This window comes from Amycolatopsis pretoriensis (genome assembly GCF_900107925.1).
Lineage (GTDB): Bacteria > Actinomycetota > Actinomycetes > Mycobacteriales > Pseudonocardiaceae > Amycolatopsis > Amycolatopsis pretoriensis.
Map to the genome: position 1 here is coordinate 1 of NZ_FNUJ01000011.1, position 26,098 is coordinate 26,098.

29 protein-coding genes and 2 riboswitches are annotated in these 26,098 nt (G+C 70.9%); of the genes, 12 read left to right on the top strand and 17 right to left on the bottom strand.

Going from position 1 to position 26,098, the window contains the following annotated elements:
- Positions 1 to 214 precede the first annotated feature (214 nt).
- Entirely contained in the window at positions 215 to 1,165 is a 951-nt protein-coding gene (locus tag BLV96_RS39250) for a threonine ammonia-lyase (protein ID WP_086674592.1), read from the bottom strand.
- A 147-nt stretch (positions 1,166 to 1,312) separates the two neighbouring features.
- Between BLV96_RS39250 and BLV96_RS39255 the strand changes: the two genes are divergently transcribed.
- The gene (locus BLV96_RS39255; protein ID WP_086674593.1) at positions 1,313 to 2,041 is read left to right on the top strand and encodes a hypothetical protein; all 729 of its coding nucleotides are present in this window, start codon (positions 1,313 to 1,315) and stop codon (positions 2,039 to 2,041) included.
- 60 nt (positions 2,042 to 2,101) lie between these two features.
- Here BLV96_RS39255 and BLV96_RS39260 read toward each other — a convergent pair whose 3' ends face one another.
- The 3 genes from BLV96_RS39260 to thiE all read right to left on the bottom strand — a co-directional run bounded on the left by BLV96_RS39260 (position 2,102) and on the right by thiE (position 5,790).
- A complete protein-coding gene (locus BLV96_RS39260) occupies positions 2,102 to 3,736 on the bottom strand; it encodes a hypothetical protein (protein WP_086674594.1) in 1,635 nt (544 codons plus the stop codon).
- 15 nt (positions 3,737 to 3,751) lie between these two features.
- Positions 3,752 to 4,951 (bottom strand): OmpA family protein, encoded by a 1,200-nt coding sequence (locus BLV96_RS39265; RefSeq protein ID WP_158104106.1) that lies wholly within the window; start codon positions 4,949 to 4,951, stop codon positions 3,752 to 3,754.
- A 179-nt stretch (positions 4,952 to 5,130) separates the two neighbouring features.
- Positions 5,131 to 5,790: a thiamine phosphate synthase gene (gene thiE / locus BLV96_RS39270; RefSeq protein ID WP_086674596.1), complete on the bottom strand. Its 660-nt coding sequence runs from the start codon at positions 5,788 to 5,790 to the stop codon at positions 5,131 to 5,133.
- A gap of 31 nt (positions 5,791 to 5,821) precedes the next feature.
- Positions 5,822 to 5,927, top strand: a riboswitch (TPP riboswitch).
- Between thiE and thiO the strand changes: the two genes are divergently transcribed.
- From thiO to BLV96_RS39290, 4 genes are all read left to right on the top strand, one after another.
- The gene (thiO, locus tag BLV96_RS39275; RefSeq protein ID WP_086674597.1) at positions 5,923 to 6,996 is read left to right on the top strand and encodes a glycine oxidase ThiO; all 1,074 of its coding nucleotides are present in this window, start codon (positions 5,923 to 5,925) and stop codon (positions 6,994 to 6,996) included. Its footprint overlaps the riboswitch before it by 5 nt.
- Positions 6,996 to 7,196, top strand: a complete 201-nt coding sequence (gene thiS, locus BLV96_RS39280; RefSeq protein ID WP_086674598.1) for a sulfur carrier protein ThiS — start codon at positions 6,996 to 6,998, stop codon at positions 7,194 to 7,196. Before thiO ends, thiS begins: the two co-directional genes overlap by 1 nt.
- A 1-nt stretch (position 7,197) precedes the next feature.
- Positions 7,198 to 7,956 carry a thiazole synthase gene (thiG, locus tag BLV96_RS39285; RefSeq protein WP_086674599.1) on the top strand — a complete coding sequence of 253 codons (759 nt, stop codon included), beginning with the start codon at positions 7,198 to 7,200 and terminating at the stop codon, positions 7,954 to 7,956.
- Positions 7,957 to 8,053: 97 nt separating this feature from the next.
- Positions 8,054 to 8,479, top strand: coding sequence for a MarR family winged helix-turn-helix transcriptional regulator (locus BLV96_RS39290; RefSeq protein WP_086674600.1), 426 nt, complete (start codon positions 8,054 to 8,056; stop codon positions 8,477 to 8,479).
- 1 nt (position 8,480) lies between these two features.
- Here BLV96_RS39290 and BLV96_RS39295 read toward each other — a convergent pair whose 3' ends face one another.
- On the bottom strand, positions 8,481 to 8,678 hold the full coding sequence (locus tag BLV96_RS39295) for a winged helix-turn-helix transcriptional regulator (RefSeq protein WP_244180830.1): 198 nt from the start codon (positions 8,676 to 8,678) through the stop codon (positions 8,481 to 8,483).
- On the opposite strand from BLV96_RS39295, the gene BLV96_RS39300 reads away from it, so the two are divergent.
- Entirely contained in the window at positions 8,667 to 8,873 is a 207-nt protein-coding gene (locus BLV96_RS39300) for a hypothetical protein (protein ID WP_244180833.1), read from the top strand. The two genes, BLV96_RS39295 and BLV96_RS39300, sit on opposite strands and share 12 nt — an antisense overlap.
- On the opposite strand, the gene BLV96_RS39305 is transcribed toward BLV96_RS39300, so the two are convergent.
- The gene (locus tag BLV96_RS39305; RefSeq protein ID WP_086674601.1) at positions 8,870 to 9,673 is read right to left on the bottom strand and encodes an ion transporter; all 804 of its coding nucleotides are present in this window, start codon (positions 9,671 to 9,673) and stop codon (positions 8,870 to 8,872) included. The genes BLV96_RS39300 and BLV96_RS39305 overlap by 4 nt on opposite strands.
- 59 nt (positions 9,674 to 9,732) lie before the next feature.
- Entirely contained in the window at positions 9,733 to 10,560 is an 828-nt protein-coding gene (gene thiD, locus BLV96_RS39310; protein WP_086674602.1) for a bifunctional hydroxymethylpyrimidine kinase/phosphomethylpyrimidine kinase, read from the bottom strand.
- Positions 10,561 to 10,663: 103 nt separating this feature from the next.
- Between thiD (BLV96_RS39310) and BLV96_RS39315 the strand changes: the two genes are divergently transcribed.
- Positions 10,664 to 11,674: a phosphatidylinositol-specific phospholipase C domain-containing protein gene (locus BLV96_RS39315; RefSeq protein WP_086674603.1), complete on the top strand. Its 1,011-nt coding sequence runs from the start codon at positions 10,664 to 10,666 to the stop codon at positions 11,672 to 11,674.
- Here the strand turns inward: BLV96_RS39315 and BLV96_RS39320 are convergent.
- The gene (locus BLV96_RS39320) at positions 11,671 to 12,594 is read right to left on the bottom strand and encodes an NADP-dependent oxidoreductase (RefSeq protein WP_086674604.1); all 924 of its coding nucleotides are present in this window, start codon (positions 12,592 to 12,594) and stop codon (positions 11,671 to 11,673) included. The two genes, BLV96_RS39315 and BLV96_RS39320, sit on opposite strands and share 4 nt — an antisense overlap.
- A 91-nt stretch (positions 12,595 to 12,685) precedes the next feature.
- Here BLV96_RS39320 and BLV96_RS39325 point away from each other — a divergent pair, with 91 nt between their 5' ends.
- A complete protein-coding gene (locus BLV96_RS39325) occupies positions 12,686 to 13,081 on the top strand; it encodes a winged helix-turn-helix transcriptional regulator (RefSeq protein ID WP_086674605.1) in 396 nt (131 codons plus the stop codon).
- On the opposite strand, the gene thiD (BLV96_RS39330) is transcribed toward BLV96_RS39325, so the two are convergent.
- The 4 genes from thiD (BLV96_RS39330) to BLV96_RS39345 form a co-directional block, all read right to left on the bottom strand.
- Positions 13,064 to 13,864, bottom strand: coding sequence for a bifunctional hydroxymethylpyrimidine kinase/phosphomethylpyrimidine kinase (gene thiD, locus BLV96_RS39330; protein ID WP_086674606.1), 801 nt, complete (start codon positions 13,862 to 13,864; stop codon positions 13,064 to 13,066). The two genes, BLV96_RS39325 and thiD (BLV96_RS39330), sit on opposite strands and share 18 nt — an antisense overlap.
- Positions 13,861 to 15,495 carry a phosphomethylpyrimidine synthase ThiC gene (thiC, locus tag BLV96_RS39335; RefSeq protein ID WP_143051090.1) on the bottom strand — a complete coding sequence of 545 codons (1,635 nt, stop codon included), beginning with the start codon at positions 15,493 to 15,495 and terminating at the stop codon, positions 13,861 to 13,863. The genes thiD (BLV96_RS39330) and thiC overlap by 4 nt, the downstream gene beginning before the upstream one ends.
- Positions 15,489 to 15,610: riboswitch (TPP riboswitch) on the bottom strand. Its footprint overlaps the gene before it by 7 nt.
- A 38-nt stretch (positions 15,611 to 15,648) precedes the next feature.
- Positions 15,649 to 16,560 carry a S1C family serine protease gene (locus BLV96_RS39340; RefSeq protein ID WP_086674608.1) on the bottom strand — a complete coding sequence of 304 codons (912 nt, stop codon included), beginning with the start codon at positions 16,558 to 16,560 and terminating at the stop codon, positions 15,649 to 15,651.
- Positions 16,561 to 16,640: 80 nt separating this feature from the next.
- On the bottom strand, positions 16,641 to 17,261 hold the full coding sequence (locus BLV96_RS39345; protein ID WP_244180870.1) for a LysE family translocator: 621 nt from the start codon (positions 17,259 to 17,261) through the stop codon (positions 16,641 to 16,643).
- 134 nt (positions 17,262 to 17,395) lie between these two features.
- On the opposite strand from BLV96_RS39345, the gene BLV96_RS39350 reads away from it, so the two are divergent.
- On the top strand, positions 17,396 to 19,561 hold the full coding sequence (locus tag BLV96_RS39350; protein WP_086674609.1) for a glycoside hydrolase family 15 protein: 2,166 nt from the start codon (positions 17,396 to 17,398) through the stop codon (positions 19,559 to 19,561).
- Between the two features lie 63 nt (positions 19,562 to 19,624).
- On the opposite strand, the gene BLV96_RS39355 is transcribed toward BLV96_RS39350, so the two are convergent.
- Complete coding sequence (locus BLV96_RS39355; protein WP_086674610.1) at positions 19,625 to 20,203, bottom strand: peptide deformylase; 579 nt, start codon at positions 20,201 to 20,203, stop codon at positions 19,625 to 19,627.
- Positions 20,204 to 20,358: 155 nt separating this feature from the next.
- Here BLV96_RS39355 and BLV96_RS39360 point away from each other — a divergent pair, with 155 nt between their 5' ends.
- Together BLV96_RS39360 and BLV96_RS39365 are read left to right on the top strand one after the other, a co-directional pair.
- Positions 20,359 to 20,667: a DUF3263 domain-containing protein gene (locus BLV96_RS39360; protein WP_003101701.1), complete on the top strand. Its 309-nt coding sequence runs from the start codon at positions 20,359 to 20,361 to the stop codon at positions 20,665 to 20,667.
- Positions 20,664 to 21,293: a LytR C-terminal domain-containing protein gene (locus BLV96_RS39365; protein ID WP_244180834.1), complete on the top strand. Its 630-nt coding sequence runs from the start codon at positions 20,664 to 20,666 to the stop codon at positions 21,291 to 21,293. Before BLV96_RS39360 ends, BLV96_RS39365 begins: the two co-directional genes overlap by 4 nt.
- Before the next feature lie 30 nt (positions 21,294 to 21,323).
- Here the strand turns inward: BLV96_RS39365 and BLV96_RS39370 are convergent, their stop codons facing one another.
- Genes BLV96_RS39370 through BLV96_RS39380 form a run of 3 tightly spaced genes read right to left on the bottom strand, consistent with a single transcriptional unit; the run spans position 21,324 to position 25,298 of the window.
- The gene (locus BLV96_RS39370; protein WP_086684933.1) at positions 21,324 to 23,591 is read right to left on the bottom strand and encodes an AAA family ATPase; all 2,268 of its coding nucleotides are present in this window, start codon (positions 23,589 to 23,591) and stop codon (positions 21,324 to 21,326) included.
- Between the two features lie 24 nt (positions 23,592 to 23,615).
- A complete protein-coding gene (gene pssA, locus BLV96_RS39375) occupies positions 23,616 to 24,569 on the bottom strand; it encodes a CDP-diacylglycerol--serine O-phosphatidyltransferase (protein WP_086684935.1) in 954 nt (317 codons plus the stop codon).
- A 3-nt stretch (positions 24,570 to 24,572) separates the two neighbouring features.
- Positions 24,573 to 25,298, bottom strand: a complete 726-nt coding sequence (locus BLV96_RS39380; RefSeq protein WP_086684939.1) for a phosphatidylserine decarboxylase — start codon at positions 25,296 to 25,298, stop codon at positions 24,573 to 24,575.
- 247 nt (positions 25,299 to 25,545) lie between these two features.
- On the opposite strand from BLV96_RS39380, the gene BLV96_RS39385 reads away from it, so the two are divergent.
- A complete protein-coding gene (locus tag BLV96_RS39385) occupies positions 25,546 to 25,764 on the top strand; it encodes a hypothetical protein (protein ID WP_091390223.1) in 219 nt (72 codons plus the stop codon).
- Positions 25,765 to 25,804: 40 nt separating this feature from the next.
- Here BLV96_RS39385 and BLV96_RS39390 read toward each other — a convergent pair whose 3' ends face one another.
- The gene (locus BLV96_RS39390; protein ID WP_086684942.1) at positions 25,805 to 26,089 is read right to left on the bottom strand and encodes a GlsB/YeaQ/YmgE family stress response membrane protein; all 285 of its coding nucleotides are present in this window, start codon (positions 26,087 to 26,089) and stop codon (positions 25,805 to 25,807) included.
- Positions 26,090 to 26,098: the final 9 nt, after the last annotated feature.

Sequence of the window (26,098 nt, forward strand, 5' to 3'; positions counted from 1 at the left end):
ATTGATCACGTGGGGCCTCTGGAACCTCGGACTTGATCTTCGCAAATCCAGTCCTACCAGGGGCCCCATGCCTCATCGCAGGCCAACACGCCTACTTGCCCGAGCCTTACTGAGAAAACCTCAATGTGGCCTTGGTTGCGTCTGACGCACCCAATGTGGCCTTCGGTGCGTCAGACGCACCGAAGGCCACATTGGGGCGCTTCGGGACCGGCTCCTAGCCCGCGAGGATCTCGGCGAACAGTGCCGGGTCTGCGTTGCCGCCCGAGACGATCGCCACCGTCTTGCCCGCCGGGAGCTCGGCCTCGTGGAACAGGTACGCCGCCGTCGTCACCGCGCCGCTGGGCTCGGCCACCAGCCGGGCCTTGCGGGCGAGCGTGCGCATCGCCTCGCGGATCTCGTCCTCGGTGACCGTGACCATCTCGTCGACGACCGCGCGCAGGTGGGCGAACGTCAGGTCGGACGGCTGCGCGCGCAGGCCGTCGGCGATCGTGCGGGCGCGGTCGGCCTGCGGCCAGTCGACCTGGCGGCCCAGGCGGTGCCCCTCGGTCGCGTCGCCGGCCAGCGCCGGCTCGACGCCGATCACCCGAGCGTGCGGCGCGCGGGCCTTGAGCGCGGTGCCGACGCCGGAGGCCAGCCCGCCGCCGCTGACCGGCACCAGCACGACGTCGACGTCGGGGAGGTCCTCGGCGATCTCGAGCCCCGCCGTGCCCTGCCCGGCGATGATGGCCGCGTCGTCGTAGGGCGGGATGAGGGTCAGCCCGCGTTCGGCGGCCAGTTCGCGCGCTTTGCCCTCGTGCTCGCCGATCGGCACCTCGATCACCTCGGCGCCGTAGCCGCGGGTGGCCTCGACCTTGATCCGCGGCGCGATGTCCGGCACGACGATCACCGCGGGCACGCCGTACCGCTGCGCGGCGTACGCGACCGCTTGCGCGTGGTTGCCGCTGGAGTAGGCGATGACGCCGCGGGTACGCCGTTCGTCGTCGAGGGTGGCGATCGCGTTGAACGCCCCGCGCACCTTGAACGCGCCGACCGGTTGGAGGCTTTCGGGTTTGAGCCACAGGGTTTCGCGGGGATCCCACGTCTGGAGCAGCAGGGGCGTGCGCACGGCGACATCCTGGACGCGCTTCGCCGCGGCCTCGATGTCAGAGATCGTCACCAGTTCCATGTGCCGAGTATGTCAAGAAAGTGTTCGGCATGAAGTGTCTATTGTGGACAGTGGGAGTGGTGCTCCTCACGCTCCGGCAACGTGGGGAGTTCCTCGCGCGCCTTACACGTTGGGAACGGGGAGAAGACTTTCTAGCGGATCGGGATCATGAGCAAGGAGAACGCAGCGGCTTCCGAGTTGGACACGGCGAAGGAAGAAAAGTCCGGCCTGCGGATCGCGCAGGTACTGGCGGCGGCGCTCGCGGCGGTGACCGCGGCGTTGCTGGGATCGACGCTCGGTGTAGCCGGCACAGTGGTCGGCGCGGGTGTGGCGAGCGTGGTGTCGACGGTCGGCAGCGAGCTGTACCTGCGCTCGCTGCAGCGCACCCGCGAGGCGGCGCTCAAGGCGCGGCAGCTGGCGACGTCGGGGATCCGGCGGCGGGGTCCCGCCGAGCCGGGGGAAATCCCGATCACCGACCAGCCGACGGTGCAGCTGGCGAAGCCCGAGCCCTCGCGGCTGCGGAAACTGCGCTGGCCGTTGATCATCGGCACGAGCGTGGCGGCGTTCGCCGTGGCGATCCTGGCGATCGTCGGCTTCGAGTCGGCGACGGGCACCCAGATCGGCGGCGGCACGGGCACGGGCATCGGCAAAATCTTCGGCAACGGCGGTGGCCAGACCGACAAGACCCCGTCGACGACGCCGTCGACTTCGACGGACACCCAGGTGTCGCCGACGGAATCGACCACGACGCCCTCGGACACGTCGACAGCCCCGACAACGACCTCGGAGACGCCGACGACGACACCGAGCACGACGGCGCAGCAGCCGTCGACGTCAGCCCCGGCGACGACGACGGCACCGACCAGCAAGGGCGCGGCGACGACGCCGACGCCCTAAAGCCGTGAAGGCCTCCGTACCGGTCGAAATGCCGGGGCGGAGGCCTCCACTGACTTCGGATCAAGCCGGATAAGACCAGGCTACGACACCTGAAGTGGCTTCCTGGGAGCCGCTGTCGGCGACCGGGGCCAGCCACGCCGTGGTCAGAGTCACCACGGCAGTCATGACCGCGCCGATCAGCATCAGCCGGTGCGGTGGCTTCGGCCGGTCGGGAATGTCCACCGGCGCGGGACCCAGGATGATCAGCTCGTCCTTCTTTTGCCGGCCCGGCAGCGCGGTTTCGCGGCCACTCTCTCCGGCGGACAGCTCGGCGACCGCGGTCCTTTCGCCCGGCGGAGCAGGCACTGTGAAGATCGAATCGCGGTTGGCGAGCCAGTTGTTGACGAGATCGAGCCGCGAGCGGAGATCGACGCGCCGCACGCCGGTGTCTTCTACCTCGGGGACGGCGCGGCGCTCGAACTCCGCGTGGTCGAGATCGGCCGGAGGCAGGCCGAACCAGGTCCAGGCCAGTTCGACGGCGCGCAGAGAGTCGGTGAAGGTGCGTTGCCGGAGCGTGTCGGCGTGGTTGGTCAGCTTCTCCGCCGCGATGAGGGCGTTGTGCGCGGCCTCCCGTTCGGCGGCCACGCGGCCCTGGGCCCGTTTGATGCGACCGGTGATCTCGTCGATCGCCGCCCGCTCGATCTCCAGCCGGTCGCCCAGCAGGTTCCCGCGGCAGTACAGACGGGCCATCTGGACGACGACGCAGCCGAGGATCGGGCCGATCACGATGCCGAACAGGACGGCTTCGTAGATCGGCAAGTCCGCCTGCCGGGCCAGCCAGGCGACGCGGACGCCGCCGATCATCGCGACGGCCGCGGCCACCCCGACCAGCCAGTGGTAGGCGTGCGAGTACTGCCGGTCGGCTTCGGCGATCTCGTCCGTGGTCGGCGCCGGGCGTTCGGGCCCCATCCGGCCGCGCTGGAACGGGCGGTTGTAGTCCGCGGCCGCGCCGCGGCGGTCGACACTGGCCCGTTCGGCGCTGACGAACGTGCGTGCCGCCCACTCGATGGCCAGCACCTGCAGGCTGACCATGCCGAGCCCGATCGCCCAGCGGAGAGCGTTCTCCGAGCCGCTGGTGAACGACAAGTTCAGCAGCGGCTTCCACAGGAGGATCGCGTCCATCACGCCCAGCAGCGTCGAGGCGAGGATCCGCCAGGCTTTCTCCCAGCTGCGCTGGGTGTGCCGCGAGTCGCCCTCGGCGCTGCGCTGGCGGGCCAGCTGTTGGTCCTGGTGGTGGATGACCTGGATCTGCCGTCCGTCGATCTTTTCGCCGTCCGGGCCGGTTACGGGATCGTTGAGGAGCCCGCTGGCGTGTTCGATCGTGTCGACCGCTTCGGCGAGGTGCTTCGCCGCTTCGAGGTCCTGCTCGGCCGCGCGGTCGTCGGTGGGGGCCGAGTACTCCAGCGCCTGCGCGTGGCAGGCCGCTGCGGCGGTGCGCGCGGCCCCGGCCGCGGCGTCCGCCAGCGGCCGGTCGTTGTCGGGCTTGCCGGTCGCCGGGTCGATCACAGTGAGGTAAGTGGCGGCAGCCGCTGTCCAGACACCTTCATCGGTGGTGCCGAGCGCCATGGCGGCCGGCCTCGGCAGGTCTGCAACGTGGAAGGTGCCCTTCGGCAGGCCGGGGTAAGCCGCCAGAGGCACATCGGGCAGGTCGGTCACGAGTTACTCCGTTTCTCAAGAGCGGGCGACGAGCTTGATGACGACCACTCGCTGGGCGGGTGACCGGGCGTCCTGGCCGGGGGCGGCGAGTTCGTCGAACCCGACGCCGGACGCCGAGATGTCGCCGGCGGATATCCCCTGGTCCTGGAGCAGGTGTGCGACGGCGTCCGCGCGCTTCGCCGAGGTGGCGCGCGCGCCGGCCGGGTCGCCGTACCGGGCGCAGTAGCCGATGACGCTGATCCGGGACTTCCCGTTCTTGCTCCGGTACAGCTCGGCGGCTTGCGCGGCCACCGCGGTCGCGGCCGGGCGATCGACCAGCTCGGCGCTGTCGGGCGCGAAGGCCGCTTCGTCGATGCGAGGGTCGTCCGTTCGGGTCGGCGGCTGCGGTGGGGCGAACGGCAGGATCGGCGGCACGTCCGAGGCGTTCGGCCAGGCGTCCGTCATCCCGTTGTCGTGGATCGGGTCGGCGATTTGCGCACCAAGGTGATCGGCGAGAGTCGTGGTGAACTTCTCGCGCCAGGATTCTGATCCGGGGTCGAGCGGACGCTGTTCCGCGCCCACCGGGGTCAGAAAGATGACGTGCAGATCGACGCCCTGTAGATTCAGATCTTTCAACGGGGTCTTCAGCACCTCGTTGACGGCCTGTTCGGGATCCGCGCCGGTGCTCAGCGACGAGATGGTGAACGGATCGAGGGTGCCGGTCAATACGGTGCTCGACAGCCAGACCTCTGCCTGCCCCGTCCGCGCGGCTTCGTCGGCGGCGGCGTGCAATGCGGCGTACAAGGAAAAGCCCTTCGGGCTGACCACGGCTTTTCCCATGCGCGCGGCGACGTCCTTGAGGATCTTGTCGACATTGGATGCCTGCTGTCGGCTGTCGTCGACTTTCCCGTTCCCGCGGTCAAGGTCCAGTCCGACGTCGTTCGCTACGTTTACCGCCTGCTCGCCGACTGCGTAAGCGGTGAGCTCGGCTCCACCGTCCTTTCCGGCCTGCCGGAGCCGATCGCGCAACGCACGCGGAAGGGTGCCGGGGGAATGCGTGGTCTTTTCCGCCAGCCACACCAGGTTCGTGCTCTTCGCCGGTTCTTCGAGCTGGTTCAGCACGACCACGATCGCGACGAAAAACACCACTGCGCCGGCGAAGGCCGCCATGATGCGAGTGCCTTTGGAGATCGGGCGTTTCCGCGAAGCGCTGATCTCGGGGTCGTAGGTTTTCACGAATCCTCCGTGCGGCCCCATTGCCCTTGCGTCGGGGTTCCGCAGGGAGGTCGGTGTTCGACCGAACGCCGTTACTCCGTGCTGTCTTCAAATGGCCCGATCGGGTAAATCCGATGCGGGCGGGATGAAGATCTGATTTCAGATGTAACAAATGTGCGGGTTCGACCGAACCTGTTCTTTCAGCTCAGGCGCGCGCGCAGCTCCCGGGCCGCAGCTTCGGGGTCCTCGGCTTCCGTGATCGCCCGGACAACCACGATCCGGGACGCGCCCGCCTCCAGCACCGAGGGCAGCCGGTCGCCGTCGATGCCGCCGATCGCGAACCACGGCCGTGAAGGCGCGGTCGCGGCCACCGCACGCACCAAGTCCAGACCCGGCGCCGACCGGCCCGGCTTCGTCGGCGTCGGCCAGCACGGGCCCGTGCAGAAGTAGTCCACGCCCGGCTCCGCAGCCGCGGCCGAAGCCTGCGGGACCGAGTGCGTCGAGCGGCCGATGACCACGTCGTCCCCGAGGATGCGGCGGGCCAGCGGTACCGGGATGTCGTCCTGGCCCAGGTGCAGCACGTCCGCGCCGACCGCCAGCGCGACGTCCGCGCGATCGTTCACCGACAGCAGCGCTCCGTGCCGTGCGCACGCCTCGGCCAGCACCTCCAGCGCCGCGATCTCGCCGGCGGCTTCCAAGGCGCCGGTCTTGTCGCGCAGCTGGATGATGTCGACGCCGCCGGCCAGGGCCGCGTCGGCGAAGGACGCCAGGTCGCCGCGGGACGTGCGGGCGTCCGTGCAGAGGTACAGGCGCGCGCTGTCGAGGCGGGCGCGGATCTTGTCACCGGAGAGGGCGGGCATAGCGGCGACCGTACCTCGCCAGCTAGGGTGGACCAGTCCGCACGGGAGCCCGAGGGACGGGCTGAGAGGGAGCTGCCGCTCCGACCGTGGAACCTGATCCGGGTCATGCCGGCGCAGGGAGCGTGATTTCCCATGACGAACCTGGCAGTGGTGGGCGGCGGCGTGATCGGCCTGTCCACGGCCTGGCGCGCGGCCGCGAACGGCCACGACGTCACCCTCTACGACCCCGAACCCGTCCGTGGCGGCGCGTCCTGGCTGGCCGGTGGCATGCTCGCCCCGGTCACCGAGGCCTGGCCGGGCGAGGAAGACGTCCTCGCCCTGGGCGAGGAATCGCTGCGGAGGTGGCCCGGCTTCGCGGATGAGCTGGCAAAAGAAGGCGTCGACCCCGGCCTCGCCGAGCACGGCACGCTCGTCGTCGCCTTCGACAGCGCCGACGCCGGCTACCTGGACATCCTCGCCGATCACTTGCACGGGATCGGCCGCGCGGCGGACCGGCTCACCGGCCGGGAGGCCAAGCGCCTCGAACCCGGCGTCGGCTCTGTCCGAAGTGGACTCCACGTGCCCGGTGACCTGGCCGTGGACAACCGGAAACTCCTCCACGCCCTGTACGCGGCCGGCGTCAACCACAAAGTCCGGTTCGTCCGCGAACGCGTGGAACGGATCCCGGACGCCGAAGCCGTCGTGCTCGCCGCCGGCGCCTGGACCGGGCGGCTGCACCCGCAGCTGGCCGGCGCCGTCCGGCCGCTCAAGGGCGAGATCCTGCGGCTCAAGCCCCGCCGCGGCTGCCTGCCGCCGCCGACGCGGACCATCCGGGCCGTCGTCGAAGGCAAACCGATCTACCTCGTCCCGCGCGGCGACGAGGAGCTCGTCCTCGGCGCGACGCAGTACGAAGCGGGCTTCGACCGGGCCGTCACCGCGCGCGGCGTGCGCGAGCTGATCGAGGGCGCCGAACGCGTCTTCCCCGCGATCACCGAGTACGAGCTGGCCGAGACCGCCGCGGGCCTGCGGGCCGGCAGCCGGGACGTCCTGCCGTACGTCGGCCTCCTGGACGACGGCGTCTTCGCCGCCACCGGACACCACCGCAACGGCCTGCTCATGGCCCCCGTGACCGCGGACGCCGTGGTCGCCTGGCTCGAGGGTGAGAAGCCGCCCGAAGGCGTCGAAGCGGCTTCACCCGCCCGCCTGCACCAGAAGGAGCACGTGTGATGGAGATCAAGCTCAACGGGAAGTGGACGGAGTTCCCGGACGACGCCACCGTCGCCGACGTCCTCGACGCGGCCGGCGGGCAGCGGCCCGGCATCGCCGTCGCGGTCGACGGCGTCGTCGTCCGCCGGAGCGACTGGGCGGCCACCACCGTGCCCAAGGGCGCGGGCGTCGACGTGCTCACCGCGGTCCAAGGAGGCTGAGATGGACGAAGAACCGCTGGTCATCGGCACCGCCAAGCTGTCGTCCCGGCTGATCATCGGCACCGGCGGCGCGGCCAACCTCGCCGTGCTCGAACGAGCGCTGGTCGCGTCCGGCACCGAGCTGACCACCGTCGCCATGCGCCGCGCGGACGCCGAAGGCGGCTCCGGCGTCCTCGAGCTGCTGAACCGGCTCGGGATCGAGCTGCTGCCGAACACCGCGGGCTGCCGCACGGCCGCCGAAGCCGTCCTCACCGCGCAGCTCGCGCGGGAAGCTCTCGGTACCGATCTGATCAAGCTCGAGGTGCACGCCGACGACCGGACGCTGCTGCCGGACCCCCTGGAAACCCTCGACGCCGCCGAACGGCTGGCCGCCGACGGGTTCACGGTGTTCGCCTACACGAACGACGACCCGGTGCTCGCGCTGCGCCTGGAGGAGGCCGGCTGCGCCGCGGTGATGCCGCTGGGCGCGCCGATCGGCACCGGCCTCGGGATCCGGAATCCGCACAACATCGAGCTCATCGTTTCGCGAGCGGGCGTCCCGGTGATCCTGGACGCCGGAATCGGCACGGCGTCGGACGCGACGCTGGCGATGGAGCTCGGCTGCGACGCCGTCCTGCTGTCCACGGCCGTCACCCGGGCGGCCGATCCGGAGCGGATGGCCGCCGCGATGCGTTCGGCCGTCGTCGCCGGTCACCTGGCCCGCGGGGCCGGGCGAGTGCCGCAGCGCTTCTGGGCGAAGGCGTCAAGTCCACCCCGGTGAACCGGGGTGGCTTCACGTCGAACGCGCACCCCGGACCCGTAAGGTGGACGGCACTTTCCGGCGCACCGGCGGCGGGGCGAGGCAGAAGGAGCCAGCCGTGACCACATCGGTTCAGGACACCTCCGGCAGGTTGTACCTCGCCGTCGGCAGGCTGTCCCGGTCGCTGCGCCAGGCCGGTGTGCCCGGCCCCGGCCACGGCGCCATCTCGGCCCTCGCGACGCTGGTGATCTCCGGGCAGCTGCGGCTGGGCGACCTCGCCGCGAAGGAGGGGGTCGCGGCGGCGACGATGTCGCGGATCATCGCGTCCCTGGTCGAGGCCGGGTACGTCAGCCGGGAGTCCGACCCGGTCGACCGCCGGGCGTGGCTGGCGAAGGCGACCGAAGAAGGTGAGCGGCTGGTGTCCGGCGTCCGGTCGACGCGGGTGCAGGAGCTGAACCGGCGCCTGGACCGCTTGACGCCCGAGCACCGCGAAGCGCTCACGGCCGCGTTGCCGGCGCTCGAAGCCCTGATCGCGGACGACTGAGCTAGTCCGCGAGCCGCCGGGTGATCCGGTCGAACAGCTCCGTCAGCGGTTCGCCGACGTCCCGGCCGAACTCGGTCAGCCCGTAGGTGACCTGCGGCGGGGTCGTCGGCTCGACCCGGCGCCGGATCAGGCCGTCCGCCACCAGCGCGCGCAGGCGGCGGCCATCGCCGCCGCGCTGGGCTCGCCGGTGCGGTTCCACGAGATCACCCGCGCCGAAGCCAAGGCGGGCATGACGCGGAGCATGCCGGCCGAGCTAGCCGACGACACCCTGGACATCCTCGGCTCGCCGAGCCCGGCCGAAGTGCGCGTCCGCCCCGACGTCGAGCGGGTCCTCGGCCGGCCGGCGCGCCCCTTCGCCGAGTGGGTCGCGCGCAACGTCGCCGCGTTCCGCTAAGCGGCGGTCCGGCGCAGCTCGGCGAGCTCGGCGCGCAGGGCCCGGAGCTCGTCGAGGATCTCCTGGTTCGCCGCGGCCTGGGCTTCGGCCTGCTTCGCCTCTTCCTCGCGGATGTCCTGGCGCAGCTCGTCTTCCATGCCGCTGACCACCACGGCGATGAAGAGGTTCAGCACCGCGAAGCTCGACACCAGGATGTAGACGACGAAGAAGATCCAGGCCATCGGCGCCTGTTCCATGATCGTCTTCGCGATGTCCGGCCACGCTTCGCCGGTCATCACCTGGAACAGCGTGAACAGCGACGTGCCGAGGTCGCCGAAGTCGCCCGGGTCGATGGCGCCGAACAGCTTCGTCGCCATCACCCCGGCCACGAAGATGATCAGCGCGAGCAGGGCGGCGATCGAGGCCATGCCGGGGATCGCGGCGAGCAGCCCGGAGACGACCTTGCGCATCGACGGCACGACCGAGATCAGCCGCAGCACCCGGAGCACGCGCAACGACCGAAGGACGGCGAACGGCCCGGTCGCCGGGATCACCGCGATGCCGACGACGAGCAGGTCGAAGACGTTCCAGTTGTCGCGGAAGAAGGCGCCGCGGTAGGCGTAGAACTTCGCCAGCAGCTCGGCGACGAAGATCCCGAGCGCGATGTGGTCGAGGACGTGCAGGAGGTCGCCGTAGCCGGACATGAGCGACGTCGACGTCTCCATGCCCAGCGTGACCGCGTTGAAGACGATCACGGCGATGATGAAGTTCTGGAAGCGGCGGTCTTCGAGGACCTTCGCCACGCGCTCGCGTCCGGTCAAGGCCGCCCCCTGCTTGGTTCAAGGATCAGTAAACGCAGGGATGGTAGCCGGGCGGGTACTCAGCGCTCCTCGGGTGCCAGCCGCCAGAAGGCCGAGACCGGGCCGACCTTGGCGCCCATCGGGTAGGCGTGCTCGACCGCGTGCGAGACGAACCACTTGCCGTAGCGGGCGGCCTCGACCACCGACATGCCCTTGGCCAGGCCCGCGGTGAGGGCCGACGCCATGGTGTCGCCCGCGCCGTGCGTGTGCTGGGTCGGGTACCGCTCGCCCGGCAGCTCCACGAACGTCGAGCCGTCGAAGAGCAGGTCGACGCACTCGGGGTCGGCCTGCAGGTGACCGCTCTTGACCAGGACGTACCGCGGGCCCATCCGCTGCAGGACCACCGCCGCGGTGTGCATGCCCTCGCGGTCCTTGACCGTCATGCCGGTGAGCAGGCGGACCTCGTCGAGGTTCGGCGTCAAGACCGTCGCACGCGGGAGCAGCTCGTCGCGCAGGGCGTGCAGGCCCGCCTCGTCGAACAGCGGGTGGCCGTGCATCGACGCCGCCACCGGGTCGACGACGAACGGGATCTTCTCGTCGCGGCCGATCTCCGCCTTGTCACACGCGGCGGCGACGGCGTTGATGATCTCGGCCGACGCCAGCATGCCGGTCTTCGCCGCGCCGACACCCATGTCCGCCGCGACGGCCTCGATCTGCCCGGCCACGATGTGCGGCGGCAGGTCCGCGCGGTCGTGCACACCCAGGGTGTTCTGCACCGTGACGGCGGTGACCGCGACCAGGCCGTGCACACCGCAGGTCAGGAACGTGCGCAGGTCCGCCTGGAGACCGGCGGCGCCGCCGGAGTCCGATCCGGCGATGGTCAACGCGGTGGGCGGGCTCGTCGTCATACTTTTCCCGACTTCTGGTCTAGGCCAATCGGCCGCTTTTCCTTCATCAAGAGTCAACCACGGTGAGACATTGTGAACGTTACTCACGTTCGAAGGAGCCTGGATGAAGCTCTTCTCGGTGGCCCTCCTCACGGCAGCTCTCACGTTCTCGGGGGCGACTGCCGCCCACGCGGACAGCCCGAAGCTCTCCCACGTCACGACGGTCGGCGTGCACAACACGTACGACCCGGCGGCCTACGGTTACCTGGCCCAGGCGCTCGACGCCGGGTCGTCGCTGATCGAGCTGGACGTCTGGCCGGACTTCATCACCCACGAGTGGAAGGTCAGCCACTCGAACCCGTTGGGGAACAACAACAACTGCGTCGCGGCCACCTCGGCGTCGCAGCTGTACACCGGTGGCAAGAACAAGAACCTCGAGTACTGCCTCGACGACATCCGGATCTGGCTGGCCGCCCACCCGGGGCACACGCCGATCACGCTCAAGCTGGAGATGAAGACCGGCTTCTCGGACAACACCGGCATGGGCCCGGACGAGCTGGACGCCACGTTCCGCTCGCACCTCGGCAGCGTCGCGTTCCGCCCGGCCGAGCTGCTCGGGACCTACGCCACGCTCGACGACGCGTCCAAAGCGGACAACTGGCCGTCGGTGGACGCGTTGCGGGGCCGGGTGATCACCGAGATCATCCCGGGCACGGTCGAGGAGGGGAACCCGACCGACACGCTGAAGACCGACGTCGAGTACGCGCGCTACCTGGTCGGGCTCAAGAACGCGGGCAAGCTGGGCGACGCGAACATCTTCCCGACCGTGCACGGCGCGGCCGGCGGTGACCCGCGGGACAAGTACACCGCCGACCTCAAGCCGTGGTTCGTGGTGTTCGACGGCGACGCGAACGCGTGGGTCACGCAGACCGGGCCGTGGTGGTACGACGCCAACCACTACTACGTCGTGATGACCGACGGGCAGAACGTCGCGCCGGCCATCGACGCCCACAACCCGACGGTCGACCAGGCCAACCAGCGCGTCGCCGACCTGGCGAAGCAGCACGCGTCGGTGATCACCTCGGACTGGACCGGGCTCACGACGGTGCTGCCCCAGGTGCTCGCGCGGGGTTAGACCGTCAGCACGAGCTTGCCGGACACCCGGCCGGATTCACCCAGTTCGTGCGCCTTGGCGGCGTCCTCCAGCGGGAAGGTCTGCTCGACGCGGACCTTCAGCTGACCGGCCTCGATCAGTTCGACGAGGCCGGTCAGCCCGCCGCGGTCCGGCTCGACCAGGATCCGCTCGGTGCGGACATCGCGTTCGGCGGCTTCTCGTGCGACGCGGTCCGCGACGCCACTGGGCACGCCGATCAGCAGGCCGCCCTCCTTGATGGCGGGGAGCCAGCGCAGGTCGCTGTCCTCGCCGACCAGTCCGAAGTAGACGTCCACATCGGACGTGTGTGCTTCCGGGTCGTGGTAGTCGATGGGTTCGTCGACGCCGAGTTCGCGCAGCAGGTCGTGCTTGCCGGCGCTGGCCGTGCCGATGACGTGCGCGCCGCGCGCCTTGGCGATCTGCACGGCCAGGTGCCCGACCCCGCCCGCGGCGGCGTCGATGAACACTCGCTGTCCGCTTTGGACGTTCGCGACGTCGACAAGTCCTTGCCACGCGGTGAGCCCGGCGAGGGGGAGTGCGGCGGCCTCGGCGAACGACAGCCCGGCCGGCTTGCGCACGAAGTGCCGCGAGGGCGCGGTGACGTATTCCGCGTAGGCGTTGGCCGGGCGCGGGAACCACGGCATGCCGAGGACTTCGTCGCCTTCCCGGACGCCGGTCGCGCCGAAGCCGGCCTCTTCGACGACACCGGCGACGTCCCACCCGACGGTGAACGGCGGCTCGCCGAGGAACCCGCCGCCCGCGCGCACCTTCCAGTCGACGGGGTTGACGCCGGCGGCCCGCACCCGCACCAGGACCTCCGTCGGCCCGGGTTCCGGCCGCGGTGCCTCGGTGACGCGGAGCACCTCCGGTCCGCCGAGTGCCTGCTGGGTCACGATGCGCATCTCTGCTCTCCTTCTTCCTGGGGTCGCCTCCTATACTCGGAGCGTTCGTCACTTTTCGCCAGAAGGCACTTGTTCGTAAAGTAGGTACCTCGTGGAAACCAGCTGTGACCAGGACGGACCCTGGGACGTGTACCTCCGGAGCTGCCCGTGCCGGGACGTTCTGGACCTCTTGGCCAACAAGTGGACGGCCCTGATGCTGGGCGCGCTGGCCCGCGGCCCGCACCGCTTCGGCGAGCTGCGCCGGGCGGTCGACGGCATCAGCCAGAAGATGCTGACGCAGAACTTGCGCCAGCTGGAGCGCGACGGCTTCTTGACGCGCACGGTGTACCCGACGACGCCCCCGACGGTGGAGTACGCGCTGACGGAGATGGGCACGGAGGTGGGGGCGCACTTGATCGCGCTGAGCGCGTGGAGCCAGGCGAACTTCGACCGGATCCGCTCGTCACGCGAGGAGTACGACGGCCGGGAGCTAGCGCCGGTCCGGTAGCACCCAGAACGGCGAGACGGGCCCGACGCCCGCACCGAGCGGGTAGGACTCCGCCACGCAGCGCTCGATGAACTTCTTGCCCGCCGCCACCGCGTCCGGCACCGAGGCGCCCTTCGCCAGCGACGACGTGATCGCCGAGGCCATCGTGTCGCCGCCGCCGTGGGTGTTGTCCGTCTCGAACCTCGGGCCGCTCAACGAAACGTACTCGCGGCCGTCGGTGAGGAGGTCGACGCAGGTGCTGCCGGTCATGTGGCCGCCCTTGACGAGGACCCACCGCGACCCGAACTCCAGCAGCGCCTCGGCCGCCGCGCGCTGGGACGCCGGGTCGGACACCGAAATCCCCGTCAGCAGGCCGACTTCGTCCAGGTTCGGTGTGATCAGCGTCGCGCGCGGGAACAGCTCCGTGCGGATCGCCTCGAGGGCGTCCTCCCGCAGCAGCGCGTGCCCGGTCATCGACGCCGCCACCGGGTCGACCACCAGCGGGCCGACCTCGACCTCGTCCAGGGTCTTCGCCACCGCGCGGATGATCTCGGCCGTCGCCAGCATCCCGGTCTTCGCCGCGTTGACGCCCATGTCGGACGCCACCGCCTTGATCTGCGCGGTGACGACGTCCGCCGGGATCTCCGTGAAGCCTTGCACGCCAAGGGAATTCTGCACGGTCACCGCGGTCAGCGCGACGAGCCCGTGCACCCCGTGCGCGAAGAACGTCCGCAGGTCCGCCTGGATGCCCGCACCACCGCCGGAGTCCGAGCCGGCGATGGTGAGGGCGGTGGGTGGTGTCACGGCTGGACCACCGGAAGGTAGACCTTGCCGCCGGCCTCGGTGAACTCAGCGGACTTCGAAGCCATGCCGGCCTCGATGGCCTCCACAGTGGACAGACCGTGCTCCTCGGCGTACTTGCGGACGTCCTGCGTGATCCGCATCGAGCAGAACTTCGGGCCGCACATCGAGCAGAAGTGCGCCGTCTTGGCCGGCTCGGCGGGCAGCGTCTCGTCGTGGAACGACCGCGCGGTGTCGGGGTCCAGGGACAGGTTGAACTGGTCGTTCCAGCGGAACTCGAAGCGGGCCTTCGACAGCTCGTCGTCCCACTCCTGGGCGTACTGGTGCCCCTTGGCCAGGTCGGCGGCATGCGCGGCGATCTTGTACGTGATCACGCCCGTCTTGACGTCGTCGCGGTTCGGCAGGCCGAGGTGCTCCTTCGGCGTGACGTAACACAGCATCGCCGTGCCGTACCAGCCGATCTGCGCCGCGCCGATGGCCGACGTGATGTGGTCGTACGCCGGGGCGATGTCCGTCGCGAGTGGACCGAGCGTGTAGAACGGCGCCTCGCCGCAGAGCTTTTCTTCCAGCTCGACGTTTTCCTTGATCTTGTGCATCGGCACGTGGCCGGGGCCTTCGATCATCACCTGGACGTCGTGCGAACGCGCGATGTGCGTCAGCTCGCCCAGGGTTTCCAGCTCGGCGAACTGGGCGCGGTCGTTGGCGTCCGCAATGGACCCCGGGCGCAGGCCGTCGCCCAGGGAGAACGTGACGTCGTACTGCCGGAGGATCTCGCAGAGCTCCTCGAAGTGCGTGTACAAAAAGGACTCCTGGTGGTGCGCCAGGCACCACGCGGCCATGATCGACCCGCCGCGGCTGACGATCCCGGTGACGCGCCGCGCGGTCAGCGGGATGTAGCGCAGCAGCACGCCGGCGTGCACGGTGACGTAGTCGACGCCCTGCTCGCACTGCTCGATGATCGTGTCGCGGTAGATCTCCCAGGACAGCTTTTCCGGTTCGCCGTCGACCTTTTCCAGTGCCTGGTAGATCGGCACGGTGCCGACCGGGACCGGCGAGTTGCGGATGATCCACTCGCGCGTCTCGTGGATCCGCTTGCCGGTGGAGAGGTCCATGATCGTGTCGGCGCCCCAGCGGGTCGCCCAGACCATCTTGTCGACCTCTTCCTCGACCGACGACCAGACGGCCGAGTTGCCCATGTTGGCGTTGATCTTCACCAGGAAGTTCTTGCCGATGATCATCGGTTCGGTCTCGGGGTGCTTGCGGTTGACCGGGATCACCGCGCGGCCACGGGCCACCTCGTCGCGCACGAACGCGGGAGAAACCCGTTCGCGGGCCGCGATGTACTCCATTTCGCGCGTGATGACGCCCTGTTTGGCCCAGCCGAGCTGGGTGTTGTGCTCCCGCCCGTCGGCCCAGCCGGCCCGCAGCCGGTGGAGTCCACTGTGGACGTCGATGGACACGTCAGGATCCGTGTACGGGCCCGAAGTGTCGTAGACGTCGAAGTGTTCGCCGTTCGAGAGGTCGATCCGGCGCGCGGGAACCCGCAGTCCGGATTCGGTCTGGTGGTAAACCTTGTGAGAACCGGTGATCGGACCCGTGGTGACGGAGACGTGCTTGTTCTCCAAAGTCGTCAACGACTTTCACTCCCTACGCCGGCATTACCCGGTCAGGTTCATGCGGTCGGTGACGCCTGCGAAACGCAAGTCACCCTCTCAGCCCGCCATGGCGCGAGCTCCCGCGTTGGTGTTGTGCCACCGACCATGCCACGCCGGAGCGCGATACTCAAGTCACCCGACCAACTCTGCCGGTGTGGCGTAGACGTCGACCATCGCTCCGTTGCGCAGCACGGTGATCGGCAGTGCGGTGCCGATCACCTCCGCGAACAGCTGGCGCTGGATGCCCTGGGCGTCCGAGACGCGGGTGCGCCCGACCGTCAGCACGAGATCGCCGGCGCGCAGGCCCGCCCGGTCGGCCGGGCCGCCGGAGACGACTTCGCGCACCCGCAGCCCGGCGCGCTGCCCGGTGCGCTCGGCGACGTCGTCCGGCAGCGGCGCGGGCACGCCGACGACGCCGAGGTACGCGCGCCGCACCCGGCCCTCGACGACGAGCGTGTCGATGATCCGCCGGGTGGTCGCGTTGATCGGCACGGCGAGGCCGAGCCCGACGCCGGCGACGGCGGTGTTGACGCCGACGACCCGGCCGGCGGAGTCGGCGAGCGCGCCACCGGAGTTGCCCGGGTTGAGGGCGGCGTCGGTCTGGATGACGTCCTCGATCACCCGCCCGGCGCGGCCGTGGCGCACCGGCAGCGCCCGGCCGAGCGCGCTGACGACCCCGGCGGTGACGGTGCCGGAGAACCCGAGCGGGCTCCCGATGGCCACGACCAGCTGCCCGACGACGAGCCGGTCCGCGTCGCCGAGCACGGCCGCCGACGGAGTTTCACCGCGCGCCCGCAGCACGGCGAGGTCGGACAGCGGATCGGCACCGACGACGTCGAAGGGCACTTCGCTGCCGTCGGCGAAGGTCGCGACGCCGCGGCGGTGATCGGCGACGACGTGGGCGTTGGTGAGCAGGTGGCCGTCCTCGGCGAAGACGACGGCCGACCCGCTGCCGCGCGCGAGCTGCACCCCGGCGACGTGCGGGGTGACGGTCTTGGCGACGGTGCTGACCGCGCGCGAGTAGGCGTCCATCGCATCTTCCATGAGGGCACCTCGATTACACCGTTGCAGGTACTTCAAGTGTGCGCCTGGGTGGGCGGGAAGTCCGTTCGCTGCTGGTGAACTCAGCTCTCGAGCGCCACGGTGACGCCGAAGCCGATCAGCAGTCCGCCCGACGTCCGCTCGAGCCACCGCTTCACGTTCTCGCGCCGCAGCCAGCGCCCGAGCCGGGTGACGAGCAGCGCCAGCGCCGAGTACCAGACGACGTCGACGGCGATCCAGGCCGCGACGCAGACCAGCAGCGCGCCGGCGCCCGCGTGCGCCGGGACGAACTGCGGCAGGAACGACAGCGCGAACACGCCCGCCTTCGGGTTGCTGACGTTCGTGATCAGGCCGGCCCGGAAGCCCGCGCCGGCTCGGACCTCCCTCTCATCGGCCGAATTCCGGAAGAACAGGGCCTTGGCTCCGAGGTAGATCAGGAAGAGCGCGCCCGCGAACCGCAGAACGTCGTACGCGGTCTGCGAAGCGGCGAGGAGCGCGGTCAGGCCGAACACGGCGGCGAGGCCCCAGAACGCCACCCCGGCCTCGATCCCGCCGATGGTCGCGAAGGCGTTGCGCTTCGACCCGCGGGAAGCCTGCTTGATCAGCATCACCGTCGCCGGGCCGGGAACCATCGCGATGAGGAAGGCGGCGGGGATGAAGGCGAGCAGGTTCGGCATCACCCGATCGTCGTCGGCGCCGGACACGGTGGGCAAGCGGTTTACCGGACCAGTGACCGTCAGTGGTTCACCGGATCGGACCACGCGCCCGTGAAGATCCGGCGGGCAGACTCCCAAGGCGCTTCTGTAACGGTGCAGAGGCGATCTTCTGTGGGGTTGATATGCGCAAACTCATGTTCGGCGCCCTCGCCGGGCTGCTGGTCACCGGCCTGATCCCGGCGACCGCGGTGGCCCAGGGCGAGGCGCCCGGCGCCCCGGGCGCCCATCCCAGCTGGCTGCCGGCGAACAAGACCGGCTTCGGGACCGCCCACGACCGGTCCAGCAACGTCTGGTTCACCCTCCAAGGCGGGCAGATGTCCGAGGTCTACTACCCGGACCTCTCGACGCCGAGCGTCCGCTCGATGAACTTCGTCGTCACCGACGGCCGCAGCTTCGCCGTCGCGGACTACACCGCGAAGTCCCAGCAGGTCCGGCGCACCGACGACGACAGCCTGACCTACGAGCAGACCATCACCGACGACCAGCACCGCTGGCGCCTCCGCAAGACCTACGTCACCGACCCGGCCGCCACGACGGTGCTGGTGGACGTCGACTTCCAGTCGCTCACCGGGCGGCCCTACCAGCTCTACGCGGTCGCCGACCCGGACCTGACCAACGACGGTTCCGACGACTCCGCCGCGCGCAAGGGTGACGCCGTCACCGCGCAGGACGCCACGAACGCCGCCGCGCTGACCGCCAAGCCCGCCTTCACGAAGACGAGCGTCGGCTACGCGGGCGCGTCCGACGGGAACACGCAGCTCACGAAGACCTTCAAGCTGGCGCAGTACGACACGGCCGCCAAGGGCAACGTCCTGCTGACCGGGCAGACGAGCGCCGACGGCCTGCGCAACCGGCACGTCACCCTCGCGCTCGGCATGGGCGCGAAGGCTGCCGACGCGCTCCGCAGCGCGCAGGCGTCGCAGCGACGCGGCGTCCGCGACATCACGCGCGCCTACGACCGCGGGTGGGAGCAGTACCTCCGCGGCGTGAGCAAGCCGCCGTCGTCGCTGAAGACCGACGCCGAGCGCGACCTCTACAAGGCGTCGATGCTGACGCTGGCCGCGAGCGAGGACAAGCACCACCCGGGCGCGTTCATCGCGTCGCCGAGCATGCCGTGGCGGTTCGGGAACAACGACCCGGAGTGGTCGCCGTCCGGCACGTACCACCTGGTCTGGCCGCGTGACCTCTACCAGATCGCGACGGGTCTGGCGGCCGGCGGCGACACCGGCGCCGCGAACCGCGCGGTGACCTACATGTTCGGCACGCAGCAGCAGCCCGACGGGCACATGCCGCAGAACAGCCGCGTCGACGGCGTCCCGTACTGGACGTCGATCCAGCTCGACGAAACCGCTTTCCCGATCGTGCTGGCCCAGCAGCTGGGCCGGAACGACCTGTGGCCCGGCGTCCGGAAGGCCGCGGACTTCATCCTCGGTTACCAGGGTCCGAACGGGCAGCCTTCGCCGTACACGCAGCAGGAACGGTGGGAAGAGCAGGACGGCTGGTCCCCGTCGACGATCGCGTCGGTGATCGCCGGGCTCGTCTGCGCGGCGGACATCGCGTCCCACAACGGCGCGGCCGCCGACGCCGCCCGGTACCTCGCCGCGGCCGACAAGATGAAGGCCGACCTGCCGAAGCAGACGATCACCACGAACGGGCCGCTGTCGAAGGCCCCGTACTTCGTCCGCCTCACGAAGGACGCCAACGCGAACGCCGGGACGACGTACAACCTCGGCAACTCGAGCGTGACGATGGACCAGCGCGCGGTCACCGACGCGGGCTTCCTCGACCTCGTCCGGCTCGGCATCTACCGCGCCGACGACCCGGTGATCCGCAACAGCATCCGGGTGACGGACAAGGACATCGCCTTCACGACGCCGACCGGGCAGTTCTGGCACCGGTACACGAAGGACGGCTACGGCGAGCAGGCCGACGGTTCGCCGTGGGACTACACGTTCCCGGCCGAGAGCCGCACGACGTTCGGCCGGCTGTGGCCGCTGCTGGCCGGCGAGCGCGGCGAGTACGAGCTGACGCTGGGCGACCCGTCGTCGGCGGCGCGGCGGCTGCGTGACCTCGGCCGGGTGAGCAGCTCGGCGGAGACCATGCCGGAGCAGGTGTGGGACGAGAACCCGCCGTCCGGGCAGACCGGGTTCCCGACGGGCACGCCGAACACGTCGGCGACCCCGCTGGCCTGGACGCACGCCCAGTACGTCCGGCTCGCGCAGGACGTCAAGGCGGGTTCGGTGCTGGAGACGCCGAAGGTGGTCAGCTGCCACTTCCTCGGCTGCTGAAAGCCGTGAATGGCACATTGAGGGACTTAGCGTCCCTCAATGTGCCATTCACGGACCTTCGGGTCAGATGACGGCGCCGTCGTCCTCGGGGGTCTTCGGGGGGAGCCACGAGTTGCCCGGGACGCCCCACTTGTTGTGCTTCAACATCTTCTTCGCCGCGCGCGCGTGGCGGCCGACCAGGCGGTCCAGGTAGATGTACCCGTCCAGGTGGTCGGTCTCGTGCTGCAGGCAGCGCGCGAAGTAGCCGGTGCCCTCGACCTCGATGGGGTTGCCCTCGATGTCGGAGCCGGTCACCTTCGCCCACTTCGCGCGGCCCGTCGGGTACGACTCGCCGGGCGCCGAGAGGCAGCCCTCCCAGTCGTCGTCCGGGTCCGGCATGGTCTCCGGGATCTCCGACGTCTCCAGCTTCGGGTTGACCACGACGCCCTTGTGCCGCACGCCTTCGTCGTCCGGGCAGTCGTAGACGAACACCCGCAGGTCGAGACCGATCTGATTGGCCGCGAGGCCGACGCCCTCGGCCGCGTACATCGTCTCGAACATGTCGTCGACGAGCGTGCCAAGCTTCTCGTCGAACTCGGTGATCTCCCGGGTCGGCTGGTGCAGCACGGGTTCGCCGGCGATAACGATGGGGTGGATGGTCACGGCGAGCCAGTTTAGTCGGACCCTTCTGGTAGACCTGCATCAGACCGTGACGCGCCGACGTCGATGCCCACGTCGGCGGCGGCTTCCGTGGTTGAATGGCGCCCGCGGAAGAGCTAGGTCTGATTCGCCATGACGCCCGATTGAGAGGGACTCGGATGGACGCCGCGGAGTCGATGGCTGAGCCGCAGCCGTCGCCGCCGAAGCCCGTGCCCGGCCTGACCGAACGCGAGGTCGAGATCCTCGCCTTCGAGCGCCAGTGGTGGCGACACGCCGGGGCGAAGGAGAACGCCATCCGCGAACGCTTCGATCTGTCCGCCACGCGCTACTACCAGCTGCTCAACAAGCTGCTGGAGAAGCCGGAGGCGATCGAAGCCGACCCGATGCTGGTGAAGCGGCTGCGCAAGACCCGCGCCGCCCGCCAGCGCAAACGAGGTGCCCGGCGACTGGGGATCGAGCTGAAATGAGCGTGTTTTCGGGAATGTCCCGGCCGATGAAGGCCGCGGGCGTCGCCCTGGTCGGCGTGGCGATCATCGCCGCGGTCATCGGCGGGATCTCCGCGCTGAGCGGGGGCAACGGGTCCAACGAGGCCGGGCCGAGCGGCACGGCGACGCAGCCGGGCACGTCCGGCGGGACGTCGGCGCCGCCGGCCACGTCGTCGACGGCCACCCCGCCCTCGACGTCGACTCCGGCTTCGCCCACCCCGCCCGTGTCGACCACTCCGGCGCCCGGCCAGCCCACGCCGGGGCAGCCCGGCCAGCCGGGGCAGCCCGGTGACCAGCAGGCGGGCAACAAGTGGGTGACCGTCCGGGTGTTCAACAACTCGACGATCAAGGGCTTGGCCGACCGCGCGGCGGAGGACTTCCGCGGTGGCGGCTGGACGATCAACGAGGTCAGCAACTACTCCCAGGGCGTCATCCCGACGACGACGGCGTTCTACCGCCCGGGCACCGACGAGGAAGCCGCGGCCAAGCAGCTCGCGCAGGAGTTCGGCATCAAGGCCGAGCCCCGGTTCCCGGGCATCGAGAGCGCGAGTCCCGGCGTGATCGTCATCGTGACGAAGGAATACCAGTCCGGCCACAAGGGCAGCTGACGCACCTACTTTGTGCTGCAAAGCGGGAGGTCAGTCGCCGGCCTGCGTTTTCGCGTACGCCTCCAGCGCCGCGAGCTGCGCCGGGTCGAGGCTCGGCCGGACCGTCTTGCGGGCCGTCTCCAGGTGCGCCGCGGTGACCTCGCGGGCTTCCAGGGACTCGCGCATCGCCGTCAGCGCCGCCTCGCGGATCAGCGCCGCGCAGTCGGCCGCCGAGTAGCCGTCCAGAGTGGACGCCACCTCGGTGAGGTCCACATCGGACGCCAGCGGCGTGTTCTTCGAGCTGGCCGCGAGGATCGCGGCGCGGGCCTCGGCGTCCGGCGGCGGCACGTAGACGCGGCGCTCGAGCCGGCCGGGCCGCAGCAGCGCCGGGTCGACCAGTTCCGGCCGGTTCGTCGCGCCCAGCACGACGACCTCGCGCATCGGCTCGACACCGTCCAGTTCGGTCAGCAGCGCCGCGACCACGCGGTCGGCGACGCCGGAGTCCGACGACTGGCCGCGGCGCGGGGCCAGCGCGTCGATCTCGTCCAGGAAGATCAGCGACGGCGCGGCCTCGGCGGCCCGGCGGAACAGCTCCCGCACCGCGCGTTCGGACTCGCCGACCCACTTGTCCATCAGCTCGGCGCCCTTGACCGCGAAGACGTTCAGCGCGCCGGTGCCGGCCAGCGCCCGCACGAGGAACGTCTTGCCGCCGCCGGGCGGGCCGTAGAGCAGCACGCCACGCGGCGGTTCGACGCCGAGGCGCGCGAACGAGTCCGGGTACCGCAGCGGCCACAGCACGGCCTCGGTGAGCGACTGCTTGACGTCGACCATGTTGCCGACGTCGTCGAGGGTCAGGCCGCCGGTGGCCAGGTTGTCCGAAGTGGACATCGACACCGGCCGGACGGTGGCCAGCGCGTCCAGCAGGTCCTGCTGCGAGATGCGCGGCTCGTCGGTGTCACGCTGGCGCAGTGCGGCCCGCAACGCGGCGTCGCGGCGCAACGCGATGAGGTCCGCGGCGACGAACCCGGGCGTCCGCTCGGCGAGGACGCCGCAGTCGATGCCGGTGTCGAGCGGGACGTCGCGGAGCAGGACGTTCAGCAGTTCGCGGCGGGTCTTCGCGTCCGGCAGCGCGAGGGAGAGCTCGCGGTCCAGCAGGTCGGCGGCGCGCAGCCGCGGGTCGGCGGACTCCGCGCGGGCCGTCGTCGCGACGACGGCGAAGCGCTCGCGCCGCAGCGCCGTCCGCAGCTCTTCGAGGACGACGGTCGCGACCGGCGGCGGCGTGGCCGCGGGCAGCAGCGCGTCGACGTCGGTGAGCAGCAGCACCGTGGGCCCGCCGGCCGAGCCGACGGCCTCGCGCAGGCGCGCGACCGCGACGTTCGGGTCCAGCACGGCGAGGTTCGGCGCGGCCACCGGCACGACGCGGATGTCGGCCTCGGTGGCGACCGACCGCACGAGCGTCGCCTTGCCGACGCCCTCGGGGCCGGACAGCAGCACGCCGAGGTGGGCGGGCGCGCCCAGCCGGGCCAGCAGCTCGGGGCGGTGGAAGGCCAGGTCGAACCACTCGGCGAGCTTGCGCGCGGCCGCCTCGGCGCCGATCAGGTCGGCCAGCGGGACGGCGGGTTCGAGCGTCTCCACGACGACGACTTCGTCCTCGACGATCTCGGCGTCGATCCACTCTTCGGCCGCGGTGACGGCGGAGGTGCGCACGAGCGCGGTCGCCGTCCGGGGCGCGGCGGGCTCGGGGGCGGGCCGGGCGCCGTCGCGCCAGACGACCACAGTGGACGGTCCGACCGCGACGGTGCCCGCGGGCTCGGTCGCGGTGACGGTGAGCAGCTCGTTGGTCCAGGTCGCCCCGATCGCCCGCGACAGCTGACCGCGCAGGCCGGCCGGATCGGACCCCGGCGTCGGCGCGAGGTCCTGCGGCAGCAGGGAAACGGCGTCGCCGACGGTGAGCACCTTGCCGATGAGGGCGAGCCGCAGCATGTGCGGGCTGACCGAGACGCTGGCCAGCCGCGACCCGGCGACGGTGACGGTCTTGGCCGCGGCGACGTCCGCGGGCGCGACCACGATCTCGGCGCCTTCGGTGACGCCGAGGTTCGACATGGTGACGTCGTCGGTGAGGACGATCCCGGGCACATCGGCCTCGTCGGTGGGCGCGGCGAGGGCGGCGCTGACCCGGGCCCCGGTGAGGTGCACGGCGTCCCAGGCCCGCAGGCCGAGCGCGTCGAGGACTTCGGGGTGCAGCCGGACGACGCCGCGGCGGGTGTCCAGCGCGGAGGGGGTGTGCCGGACGGTCAGCGTGATCTGCGGGTGGCTCACGCCGTTCACCCTAGCGATGCGGGGCTACTTGCGGCGCAAGCCGATCTGACGCCACGAGCGGCGGCGCTGCCCGTTGGTGTTCTGGGAGTTGCCGCGCGGGGTGCGGACCGCCTCGCCGTTGCGGGGGAGGCGGACCGCGCGCATCGCCGCGCCGGCGACCCGGCGACGCAGCGGGCGTCGCAGGCCGAGGCGGCGCGGGGAGGCGCGGCGGATCGCGCGGCGCTCGCGCGGCGGGACCGTCCACGCCTCCGGGTGCGCCGCCAGCCAGCGGTGGCGGTAGACCGAATACGGGATGTGCGCCAGGTACAGGATCATCGCCGCGATCAGCGCGACCAGCGGGAACTGGATGATCGCCGCGGCCAGCAGGGCCACGCCGATCAGCAGGGGCGCGATCGCCTTGGCCGGGGCCTTGACCGTCTTCAGCGACAGCGTCGGGATGCGGCTGATCAGCAGGGCCGCGATCGCGATCGTCCACGCCCACACGACGTACTGCGACGACCACCAGCCGGAACCCCACTGCAGGTAGGCCACCAGCGGCAGCATCGCCAGCAGGCCGCCGGCCGGGGCCGGGACGCCGACGAAGAACTCGCTCGCGTACGGGGGCTGCTCGGTGTCGTCCAGCAGCGTGTTGAAGCGCGCCAGCCGCAGGATCATGCAGACGGCGAAGATCAGCGACGCCACCCAGCCGATCCGGTCCGCACCCGTCTGCCACACGTAGATGACCAGCGCCGGGGCGACGCCGAACGAGATGCCGTCGGACAGCGAGTCCAGCTCCGCGCCCATCTTCGACGTCGCGTCGAGGAGGCGGGCGATCCGGCCGTCCAGGCTGTCGAGCACCGCCGCGATGCCGATCGAGGCGATCGCCATCGCGTAGTTCTTCGTCAGCGCGAACTGCACGGCCGACAGCCCGGCGCACAGCGCGAGCACGGTGATGGCGTTCGGCAGCAGCCGGACGCCCGGGGTGGTCACGCGGACCATCGATCAGCCTTTCGCAGGCGCGGCAGGGAGTTCGGCGATCACGGTCTCGCCGCCGATCGTGCGCTGGCCCTTGGAGACCAGCACCGTCGAGCCCGGCGGAAGGTAGAGGTCGACGCGCGAGCCGAACCGGATGATGCCGTACGTCGAAGCGGCGCCGACCTTGTCGCCCTCGCGGATCTCGCAGAGGATGCGGCGCGCGACCAGCCCGGCGATCTGCACGACGACGAGCTCGTGGCCGTCTTCGGTGCGCATCAGCACGGAGTTGCGTTCGTTGTCGTCGCTGGCCTTGTCCAGGTCGGCGGACAGGAACTTGCCCGGCCGGTAGGCGACGCGCTCGATCACGCCGTTCGCCGGCACGCGCTGGACGTGCACGTCGAACACCGAGAGGAACACCGACACGCGCATCCGCGGCTCGGCCGGCAGGCCCAGCTCGGCGGGCGGGACGGCTTCCTCGATCAGCGACACGAGCCCGTCGGCCGACGCGAGCGCGACGCCGTCACGCGGCGGCGGGACCCGCTTCGGCTCGCGGAAGAACGCGGCCATCGCCACGGTCGTCAGCGCGCCGAGGACGCCCAGGCGCTTGGAGAACCGGCGCGCGAGCAGCGTCGCGACCGCGCCGCCCGCCACGAACGGGCGGCCCGCCGGGTGCATCGGCGGCAGCGTCTCGCGGGCGAGCTGCAGGGCGTGTGCGACGGGGTTGGCGCCGGGCTCCGGCCGGGTGCCGCTCATGGTCGGGTCCCCTGGTTTCGTGTCGGAAGGAGGTGTCGGCGCCGGGGTCCGGCCGCCGCGTACGGGCGCCCACGCTACCGCTGCCCCAGGCAGGGCTCGCCGCGTGCCCCTGGTCGGCTCCCTCGCGAGGGTGTCCCCGCAGCGGGTGGGAGGGGCCACATCCCGGTAACGCTTGGTCGAATTCAGCGACAACTCTCAGTAGTTGACGCCGTTCGGGGCGCTGCCGCGCGAGCCTTGGGAGGGGACGATGACCGATCACCGCGATCCAGCCGACGCCCGCCTCGACGAGCTGTTCGGGGCGTGGCGGGCGGAGATCGACGAGGTACCGCTGCCGGCCCTGGTGGACCCGCTGCGCGCCGTCGACGTGGTGATCGAGGCGAAGAGAGGGAACCGGGGCCGGGTGCATCGGCCCCCCGACGGCGCATGCACCCGGCCACCGGGAGACGCGCGTGAGGAAACAGTTTAGCGGCTGATCGCCGGTTGATCACCGAATGTCCGAGCAAAAGTTACGAGCGGTCACCCGGGCGGCGGCCGACATCGGTTACGAGCCGCAGGATCGCCAGCAGCACGACGGCGCCGAGGATGGCCACGCCGAAGCTCGGGAAGTCGAAGTCGAACGTCTTCGACTGGCCGGTCGCGAGCCGGTAGAGCAGCCCGCCCAGTGCCGCGCCGACCACGCCGACGAGCACGCTGACCAGGCAGCCCTGCCGGTGCCGGTCCCGGCCGCCGACGACCAGGTTCGCGGCCCAGCCGACGATCGCGCCGAAGATCACCCATGCGACGAAACCCATGGCGGGAGC

Bases quoted from the DNA above. Each gene is read 5' to 3' on its own strand.
- BLV96_RS39250 (WP_086674592.1), bottom strand. From the start codon at position 1,165: ATGGAACTGGTGACGATCTCTGACATCGAGGCCGCGGCGAAGCGCGTC.
- BLV96_RS39255 (WP_086674593.1), top strand. From the start codon at position 1,313: ATGAGCAAGGAGAACGCAGCGGCTTCCGAGTTGGACACGGCGAAGGAA.
- thiE (WP_086674596.1), bottom strand. From the start codon at position 5,790: ATGCCCGCCCTCTCCGGTGACAAGATCCGCGCCCGCCTCGACAGCGCG.
- thiO (WP_086674597.1), top strand. From the start codon at position 5,923: ATGACGAACCTGGCAGTGGTGGGCGGCGGCGTGATCGGCCTGTCCACG.
- thiS (WP_086674598.1), top strand. From the start codon at position 6,996: ATGGAGATCAAGCTCAACGGGAAGTGGACGGAGTTCCCGGACGACGCC.
- thiG (WP_086674599.1), top strand. From the start codon at position 7,198: ATGGACGAAGAACCGCTGGTCATCGGCACCGCCAAGCTGTCGTCCCGG.
- thiD (WP_086674602.1), bottom strand. From the start codon at position 10,560: ATGACGACGAGCCCGCCCACCGCGTTGACCATCGCCGGATCGGACTCC.
- BLV96_RS39315 (WP_086674603.1), top strand. From the start codon at position 10,664: ATGAAGCTCTTCTCGGTGGCCCTCCTCACGGCAGCTCTCACGTTCTCG.
- BLV96_RS39320 (WP_086674604.1), bottom strand. From the start codon at position 12,594: ATGCGCATCGTGACCCAGCAGGCACTCGGCGGACCGGAGGTGCTCCGC.
- BLV96_RS39340 (WP_086674608.1), bottom strand. From the start codon at position 16,560: ATGGAAGATGCGATGGACGCCTACTCGCGCGCGGTCAGCACCGTCGCC.
- BLV96_RS39350 (WP_086674609.1), top strand. From the start codon at position 17,396: ATGCGCAAACTCATGTTCGGCGCCCTCGCCGGGCTGCTGGTCACCGGC.
- BLV96_RS39360 (WP_003101701.1), top strand. From the start codon at position 20,359: ATGGACGCCGCGGAGTCGATGGCTGAGCCGCAGCCGTCGCCGCCGAAG.
- BLV96_RS39365 (WP_244180834.1), top strand. From the start codon at position 20,664: ATGAGCGTGTTTTCGGGAATGTCCCGGCCGATGAAGGCCGCGGGCGTC.
- pssA (WP_086684935.1), bottom strand. From the start codon at position 24,569: ATGGTCCGCGTGACCACCCCGGGCGTCCGGCTGCTGCCGAACGCCATC.
- BLV96_RS39380 (WP_086684939.1), bottom strand. From the start codon at position 25,298: ATGAGCGGCACCCGGCCGGAGCCCGGCGCCAACCCCGTCGCACACGCC.
- BLV96_RS39385 (WP_091390223.1), top strand. From the start codon at position 25,546: ATGACCGATCACCGCGATCCAGCCGACGCCCGCCTCGACGAGCTGTTC.
- BLV96_RS39390 (WP_086684942.1), bottom strand. From the start codon at position 26,089: ATGGGTTTCGTCGCATGGGTGATCTTCGGCGCGATCGTCGGCTGGGCC.